The sequence below is a fragment of the Candidatus Eisenbacteria bacterium genome (genome assembly GCA_030017955.1).
In the GTDB taxonomy this organism is placed as follows: Bacteria; Eisenbacteria; RBG-16-71-46; order JASEGR01; family JASEGR01; genus JASEGR01.
This window is the reverse complement of sequence record JASEGR010000101.1, coordinates 1-8,132: the sequence shown is the minus strand read 5'-3', so window position 1 is coordinate 8,132 and position 8,132 is coordinate 1. Positions and strand designations below refer to the sequence as shown.

At 53.3% G+C, this 8,132-nt stretch carries 7 protein-coding genes; all 7 read right to left on the bottom strand.

The annotated features are described in order from the left end of the window. Positions 1–20 precede the first annotated feature (20 nt). Positions 21–944: a dihydroorotate dehydrogenase gene (locus QME66_11970; protein MDI6809680.1), complete on the bottom strand. Its 924-nt coding sequence runs from the start codon at positions 942–944 to the stop codon at positions 21–23. Positions 945–967: 23 nt separating this feature from the next. Then, the gene (locus QME66_11965) at positions 968–1,840 is read right to left on the bottom strand and encodes a dihydroorotate dehydrogenase electron transfer subunit (protein MDI6809679.1); all 873 of its coding nucleotides are present in this window, start codon (positions 1,838–1,840) and stop codon (positions 968–970) included. 106 nt (positions 1,841–1,946) lie between these two features. Further along, positions 1,947–3,341, bottom strand: a complete 1,395-nt coding sequence (locus QME66_11960) for a tetratricopeptide repeat protein (protein ID MDI6809678.1) — start codon at positions 3,339–3,341, stop codon at positions 1,947–1,949. Beyond that, positions 3,338–4,669, bottom strand: coding sequence for a dihydroorotase (locus tag QME66_11955; protein ID MDI6809677.1), 1,332 nt, complete (start codon positions 4,667–4,669; stop codon positions 3,338–3,340). Before QME66_11955 ends, QME66_11960 begins: the two co-directional genes overlap by 4 nt. A 7-nt stretch (positions 4,670–4,676) precedes the next feature. After that, positions 4,677–5,633 (bottom strand): aspartate carbamoyltransferase catalytic subunit, encoded by a 957-nt coding sequence (locus QME66_11950; GenBank protein MDI6809676.1) that lies wholly within the window; start codon positions 5,631–5,633, stop codon positions 4,677–4,679. 14 nt (positions 5,634–5,647) lie between these two features. Further along, positions 5,648–6,202 (bottom strand): bifunctional pyr operon transcriptional regulator/uracil phosphoribosyltransferase PyrR, encoded by a 555-nt coding sequence (gene pyrR / locus QME66_11945; protein ID MDI6809675.1) that lies wholly within the window; start codon positions 6,200–6,202, stop codon positions 5,648–5,650. 222 nt (positions 6,203–6,424) lie between these two features. Further along, positions 6,425–7,981 carry a hypothetical protein gene (locus tag QME66_11940; GenBank protein ID MDI6809674.1) on the bottom strand — a complete coding sequence of 519 codons (1,557 nt, stop codon included), beginning with the start codon at positions 7,979–7,981 and terminating at the stop codon, positions 6,425–6,427. Between the last annotated feature and the right edge of the window lie 151 nt (positions 7,982–8,132).

The window sequence follows — 8,132 nt, the reverse complement described above, 5'->3', positions numbered from 1 at the left end:
TAAAAGACTGACCCCTCACCCTACCCTCTCCCCTGTGGGGAGAGGAGCAAGGCATCGCCGTCCGCCCGTGTTTCTTCCTGAAACTCTCTCATTTCCTCAAGAACTCTTAGCGGAAGCCGCGGGTCGATGAGCGCGCCGGTCCCGATTTGGACCGCACTTGCTCCCGCTGCAAAGTACTCGAGCGCATCTCTTCCACTCATTATTCCGCCGCAGCCGATTATCGGAATATCCAACGAGCTCGCGACCTCCCAAACCTTGAGAAGCATGAGCGGTTTTATTGCCGGGCCGGAAAGCCCGCCTCTGAACCGGCCGATTGCCGGTTCCTTACATTCAAGGTCAATTCCCATGCCGGGGAACGTATTTCCAATCGTGAGTATGTCTGCGCCGCCGTCAATACAAGCTTTCGCAATCTCCGTGATTGAGGTGACGGCCGGGGTTAATTTCGCGATAAGAACGAGCCTCGTTGACTTTCTTACTGATTCGAGGACTCTTCTTGCCAGAGCCGGTTTCTGTCCGAACGAGATTCCGCCCTCCTTCACGTTCGGACACGAAATGTTGACTTCAATGGCGCTCGGGAATTTTCCACGCGGGAAAGCGCTTGCCATCTCCGAAAACTCCCGGTAGTCCCCACCGCCGATGCTCACTATGCAAGATGTCCTCAAGCGCCTGAGAAGCGGAACTTTCTCCCTAAGGAATCTATCAAGCCCGATGTTCTCAAGGCCAATTGAGTTGAGGACTCCGGAGGCCGTTTCGAAGATTCTCGGTTGCGGATTTCCACTTCTTGGCCTGAGGGTAATCGTCTTGGTCACGACCCCGCCGAGCTTCTCGGTGTCCACGAATCCAAGATTCTCGGTGCCGTAGCCAAAGGTTCCGGAGGCAACAAGAACCGGGTTCTTGAGCTTGAGCTTCCCGAGGTCAACCGGCAGGTCAATTTTCTTTGTCACGAATTCTTGCCCCCAAACCATCCTCAGAAACAAACGCTGTGCGCACGAAAGACAGGGCCATCCGAGCAGACTCTGCGGTTCACCTTGAGCCCGCCTTCCTTGACAGGAATCGAGCACCCCATGCAGAGTCCAATTCCACAGAGAAATCTCTCCTCAAGAGAAACCTGGCAGGGAAGATTCGAATCCACAGAAATCCGGGCAATCTTCCTTACCATCTCAGTCGGGCCGCATGAGTAGATCGCGATCGTCTGTGAGTCAAGAACCTTGCTCTTCAATAGCGAGAGAAAGAGCTCCGTGACTTTGCCTTTGAAGCCTTCCCTTCGGTCTTCTGTAGAAACAAGGACAAGCGACCCCATCCCAACTTTGGCCCTCACGTTTATACGTCCCAGCTGCTTTGCCTCCCCAACCGTCAGCTTGCTTGCTTTTCCCTCAAAGATAGTCTCAAAAAGAGAAGAGTCCCAGGTCTTCGTGCCGTAGAGATAGACTGGGACAATCCCTTTCTCTCTCATTCTCCGGCCGAGAAAGAGAAGCGGCGCGATTCCTCTCCCTCCTGCCACCAGCAGGTGAACCGTTGCTTTCTCAATCTTGAAACCGTTACCGAGAGGGCCAATGATATCTAGCGACTCTCCCTTTTTCTTGCGCAAGAGAACGCTGGTTCCCAGCCCTCTGACCGAGTAGATAATAGATGCGACCGCCTCGCCTTTTCTCTGCCGGAAATCGGAGATGCTGAACGGCCTCCTCAGGAGAAACTCGCGGCCTTCAGTAATACGAACATGCAGGAATTGTCCGGGATCGGGTACCGGGAAAGAGGAAGGAAGAGTTATCTCAAGATGAAAGAGCCCGCCGCCAATTTCTTTCTGGCTCCTGACTATGCTGCACTCCAGGACAGCCCTCAATCTGCGCCCTCTTTGGTTACAGCCGATGCCGAAGCCTTGCCCTGCGGTCAAGCAGAGCTGGTTCGCACGCCGCATGGCAGCTCAGCGGGAATGCTGAGTACCTGCCCTACTGACGGTCATTTGGGTCTGGACTCTTCAAGGTTGAGTCGGCTTCGAAGTGTTCTTCCAATGCCTTGGCGGCGGCCTCCGCAAACGGCGTGTTCGGATACATCTCTGTGACGCGGAGGAAAGCTTCTTTCGATCCCTGCTCGTCCTTCTTCACATTCTTCAGAATCCAGGCGGTGGCAAACGCAGCCCTTGGAGCAAAGCTTGATCCGGGGTAGTCCCTCTCAACCAGAGCATATTGCTCAAGGGCCTTGTCAACCTTGTCGAGTTGAAAGAAAAGCAGCTCGGCAAGCATGAAGGCCTTCTCGGCTGCCTTCTCGCCGCCCTCGTCTTTCGATTCCTTCTTGTACTCTCCCCACTTGGCAATATTGGAAGACCGTGTTCCCGCCTGCTCGACAAACTGAGACCGCGAGTATATCGTTTTTACCTTATCATAGCTCTCCCTTGCCTTATCAAGGTCTTCGAGCAAAATCTCGTAAGTGTATCCGACCCTGAACTGTGCTTCGGCCGCAAAGGCGCTCTTCGGAAATTTGTCCATGACTTGGTTGTAAATCTCTATTGCTTTCTTGGCGTCAGCAAGCCTTTCGTAGGACCGTCCGATTCTGATCGTGACCTCTGCTTCCTTGACGCCACCTTTAACCTCTTTGAGCATGTCCTGATAGAACTGAAGACCTTCCTGGAACTTCCCGATCGCCTCCAGGCAGTCTCCTATTTTGTACCGGGCTTCAAACCGTTTGTCGGCTAGCGGGTGCCTTAGCGAAACAATCGTGAACGCCTCTTTTGCTTCGTCGAATCTTTTCAACAAGTAGTCAACTTCTCCAATCTTGATGAGAGCATCGTATCTTCTCTTGCTCCCCGTCTCCTCCTTGTAAACCCGGGTGAACCATTGGAGCGCTTTCTCATTCTCCTTCGTGGCAAGGGAGTTTTCGCCCAGCGTAAAGAGAAGGTCGTCTCTGTGATTTATGCGCGGATAATCGCTCAACGTGCTTAGAAGGACAACCTCTGCCTGGTCATGCACTTTCTTCTTGAACAAGCATTTCCCTTTCATCAGGTGACAGTCAGGGACAAGGTTACTCTTCGGATAGGCCAAAGGGATCTCCTCAAATTTCTCCTGCGCCTTATCGTACTCTCCCCTTGCAAAATAGCAGAGCCCCATGAGATACGCTGCATCATCCACCCACCTTGACTTCGGGTACTGAGTGATCACCTTTGTACATTTCTCCAGGCTTTTGTTGTAAAGATTGGCCTCACCGGGGCTCGCCCGCTCCAATCCCGATTTCCGCTGGGACTCGGCTGCCTGGTTGTAGTACTTCCTTGCGTGATAGAAGGTATTGAAGTAAGCACAACCCGAGGCGAAGAGAAGGAGCAAGAGATAGAGGGGAGCTCGCCTGATCATGCCGGTTGATTTCCGCGTGGTGCCATCCGCTCTTTGGAAGACTCATACAGCGCCCTTCCGGAGACCAGCACGAGGACCGCATGTCCCGCGAGTTTCATTCCGCAGAAGGGAGAGTTCCTTGACTTGGACAGAAAGTCATCCGGGCTCACTGTCCATTCCAGATGAGGATCAAAGACAGTTATGTCCGCCTGAGCTCCAGGCCTGAGAGTTCCAGAAGAAAGCCCGAGAATCTTCGAAGGCGAGAGCGAGAGTTTCTCGACCATCTGCTCCAGAGTGAGGTGACCTGCCTCGACAAGGAATGTAATGAGAACGCCAAGCGCGGTCTCCAGACCTGTTACGCCGAATGGAGCGTCGTCAAATGCAACATCCTTCTCGATCTCTGTGTGCGGAGCATGATCGGTGGCTATGCAGTCTATGGTTCCGTCGCGGAGTCCTTCGATCAACGCCATTCTGTCATCTTCTTTCCTGAGCGGAGGATTCATCTTGAAGTTTGTATCATAGCTCCGCAGAAGTTCGTCCGTAAGAGCAATATGGTGAGGCGTCGCTTCTGCCGTCACCTTGGTCCCCATTTTCTTGGCCCTTCTGATGAGGTCAACGGATTCCTTTGTGCTCATATGAGCGATGTGCAATCTCCCGCCTGTGAACCCTGAAAGAAGAATGTCCCTGGCCACGATGATCTCTTCTGCAACGGACGGAATTCCTTTCAGGCCGAGAGCCGTCGAAACTGCCCCCTCGTTCATGGCGCCGCCTTTTGTAAGACTTGTCTCTTCACAGTGCGAGACGACAGGGCATTCCAGCATTGATGCATACTCCAATGCCCGTCTCATTGTTCCGGCATTGGAGACAGGATTACCGTCATCAGTGAAAGCAACCGCGCCCGCTTCCCTGAGATGAGCCATCTCGGAAATACTCTCGCCTTTAAGGCCCTTTGTAATTGCAGCCATGGGAAACACTCTCGCTGCGCCGGCTCCTTCTCCCTTCTCGATGACAAGACGCACCATTCCTTCGCTGTCTATGGGCGGATCGGTATTAGGCATCGCAACGATAGACGTGAATCCTCCCTTCAAAGCCGCTTTTGCACCCGACTCAATCGTCTCCTCATCCTCCCGTCCCGGCTCCCTGAGGTGCGCGTGCATGTCAACAAAACCGGGACTCACAACAAGGCCGCCGGCATCATAAACTTTGGCGGATCTGGAGTGGTTGATCTTTTTCCCGACTTTCCAAATCGTGCCCCCGGAAACAAGAACGTCACCAACCATATCCACTCCGGAGGCGGGGTCAATTATCCTCCCGCCTCTGATAAGAATTTCATCCTGAGCCATGTTCATTCGCCCTTCAATGATCCTTCTCCCCCTCCTCCAGTGGAAGGAATGGCGCACTCTTTCCCACGAGGAGGTACAGAACGGCCATTCTTACAGCAACGCCGTTTGTTACTTGCCCCAGTATAACGGAATGCGCGCCGTCGGCCACTTCGTTGTCTATCTCAACTCCCCTGTTTATGGGGCCGGGGTGCATCACAATGCAGTCGCTCTTCGCCCTCTTCAGTTTCTCGCCATCGATTCCAAACAACTTCGCATACTCTCTTACTGATGGAAAGAGGGGCTGCCCCTGCCTTTCAAGCTGAATCCTAAGCACGTTCACCACATCGACACCTTCCAGCGCTTCCTCGATTCGCGTGTGAACACGGACACCGAATTTCTCAACCTCGGCCGGAATCATCGTGGATGGGCCGCAAATTGAAACGTCCGCCCCGAGCTTTGTGAAACCCCAAATATCCGATCTTGCAACCCTGCTGTGAGCGATGTCACCGATGATTACCATCTTGAGCCCGGCGAGGTTTCCCTTTTTCTCCCTGACTGTGAGCAGATCAAGAAGCCCCTGCGTCGGATGCTCATGTGAACCATCGCCGGCATTTATGACCACTGAATCAAGGTTTCTTGCAAGAAAATGCGGGGCACCCGACTCAGAGTGGCGAATCACGATCGCGTCTATTTCCATCGCCTCGATATTCTTGGCTGTGTCCTTGAGAGTCTCCCCTTTTGAAACGCTTGACCCGGTCTGCGAAAAGCTGATTGTGTCAGCGCTCAGTCTTTTCTCAGCCATCTCGAATGAAATCCTTGTCCGCGTCGAAGGCTCAAAAAATAGGTTGACGACCGTCTTCCCGCGAAGCGCAGGAACTTTTCTAATGGGCCGCTCAAGGACTTCCTTGAATGAGCTCGCCGTATCAAGAATCGTGACGATTTCTTCCTTAGTAAGATCTTCGAGGCCGAGAAGGTCTTTTCTGTTCAGCAAAGTCGGGTGCCTCCTTAGGGTTCCACCGGTTCCTCAATGGTGACTCCGTCCACTCCATCTTCTTCCTTAAGTTCCACATGGACTATTTCTTTTCTCGAAGTCGGAACATTCTTCCCAACATAGTCTGCCCGGATGGGGAATTCCCTGTGTCCTCTGTCGATCAGCACGGCAAGCTGAATCTCGCGAGGCCTGCCGAAATCTATGAGCTCGTCCATGGCAGCCCTCACAGTTCTGCCGGTGAAGAGAACGTCATCTACGAGCACGACAACTTTATCCTGAATGTTGAACGGGATATCAGTTCGCTTGACGATCGGCTGAGGTGATATGAGCTCCAGATCGTCCCGGTAGAGAGTGATATCAAGTGTTCCCATCGGGAGTTCTTTGTTCTCGAAAGCAGCAATCATCTTTCTGATTCTTTCTGCAAGGGGAACTCCGCGAGTTCGTATGCCAATAAGGGCGAGATGCCCGGTTCCGCCGTTCTTCTCGACGATCTCGTGGGCAATTCTTGTAAGCACCCTTCGCACGCCTTCTTCATCAAGAATCTTGGCTTTTTCCCTGAGCGGCTTCATTCATCCTCCGTCCAAAAAAAATGCCTCCACCGGTGAAACTTCCGGGAAGGCCAACTTTTCTTTTCATCAAGTCTCCTTACTAGTCTCGCTGTACTAGTTTAAAGGCAAACATTTAACAACCGCAGTCTACAACACGTATCGGCAACGTCAAGCAATTTTTCATGTCTTATGTCGAGAGCCCGACTTGAGACAACGGTTGAGCAGTATACAATGAGGACCGCACTACTTGGGATCAAGTCTCACAATACGGTTGTTTCCACTGTCAGCGACATAGACGCGCCCGCTCCCGTCCAGGGCAATGCCCCGGGGCGAATTGAATTGTCTGACTCCACTGCCGTGCGCACCGGTACTCGCTACGAATGTGCCATCCCATTTGAACTTCTGGATCCGGGAGCCGTAGGACGGTGACTCCCCTTGTGTCACAAATATGTGTCCGCCCGGACCGACCGCAATACCGCGGGGACCGTTGAACTCACCGTCTCCATTGCCATATGAACCCCAACCCGAACTGTACTGGCCAAAACTCGAATTGAACTTCTTGACACGATTATTCCCGCTATCCACCACGCACACAAGGCCGGTCCAGTCAATCGCAATCCCTTTCGGAGAATTGAACTGCCCATCGCCCGTGCCGGAAGAGCCCCAGGCCCACATGGAAGTGCCTGTCGAACCATATTTTTGAACACGATCATTCCCGCTGTCTGTCACGTAGACAAAACCGCTCCCGTCCACTGCCACAGAAGTGGGAGCAATGAGGGGGCCGTATTTGCCACCGGTGTCCGAACCCCAGCTGACCACAAACACTCCGGTGTCAGTGAGCTTCTGGACACGGTTATTCCCGCTGTCCACTACGTAGATATGCCCTTGCCCGTCAATCGCTATGCCCATCGGCCCCAAGAATTGAAGAGTATCGATTCCAGTGGAGCCCCATTTCGCGACAAAGACCCCGTCGGACGTAAACTTCTGGATTCGATTGTTCTGCGTATCCGCCACATACACGTTCCCGCTTCCGTCGACAGCGATGCCCCACGGGCTAGCGAACTGACCGTCGCCTGAGCCGCGGGATCCCCAGCTTAAGTTCCAACTGTATCCGGTTCTGACTGCAAACGATAGTGTCTGACTCCAATCACCCCACAGGTTTGCAGCGTTTTTGGCACGGACGCGCCACCAGTAGGTTCTATCGTCCAGGCCGCTCGCGTGCGTGTAGGCCGGACCGGCGGGATAAGAGTCAATCCCAGGCGAGACAAAGTTGCTCGAAGTGTCCACCTGGATCTCATAACCGGCGGCAGTCGGCACACTGCTCCAGGCAAAGGCCGGTGTATCGTCAGCAAGAGTGCTTCCGCTCGCCGGTGAAGAACCGGCTGGAGCTGCGGGCCCACGTGTGAAAACGGTAAATGTCCAGGTCTCGGACCAACTGCTCCACACGCCTGCAGAGTCTCTCGCACGAACTCGCCAGTAGTAGGTGTCCTCACCGAGACTCAGAGTGTCGGTGTGGGTGGAACCCACGAGGAATGTATCAATCACGGGAGAATTGAAACTGATAGCGTCATCTACCTGAATCTCATAGCCGGAAGCGGTGGAAACATCATTCCAATCAAAGGTAGGGGTAGTGTCGCTTGTCGCAGTGCCGTTGGCCGGTGAAACCAGCGTAGGAGTTCCCAGCGTGACCTTCGATTTGACCGGATTCTTATCGCATACAGAACCGGAGATGCAAAGAACGACGGTGAGTCCCAGCAGGATTTTCGTGGTTAGTGAATGGGAGAAAACCTGGCCAAACATCAGTGCCCTTTCCGAGCTGACGACCTAAGCCGGGGTTCCTACAGGCAGGGTCAACGCATTTCAGTCTATCTGATTGGAAGAACAATTGCAAGCCCACGAATTGACTCATAATAAAAGTATCGGGGTATCCCCTTGACTCCACTAGTCACTA

Bases quoted from the DNA above. Each gene is read 5' to 3' on its own strand.
- QME66_11960 (MDI6809678.1), bottom strand. From the start codon at position 3,341: ATGATCAGGCGAGCTCCCCTCTATCTCTTGCTCCTTCTCTTCGCCTCG.
- QME66_11955 (MDI6809677.1), bottom strand. From the start codon at position 4,669: ATGAACATGGCTCAGGATGAAATTCTTATCAGAGGCGGGAGGATAATT.
- pyrR (MDI6809675.1), bottom strand. From the start codon at position 6,202: ATGAAGCCGCTCAGGGAAAAAGCCAAGATTCTTGATGAAGAAGGCGTG.
- QME66_11940 (MDI6809674.1), bottom strand. From the start codon at position 7,981: ATGTTTGGCCAGGTTTTCTCCCATTCACTAACCACGAAAATCCTGCTG.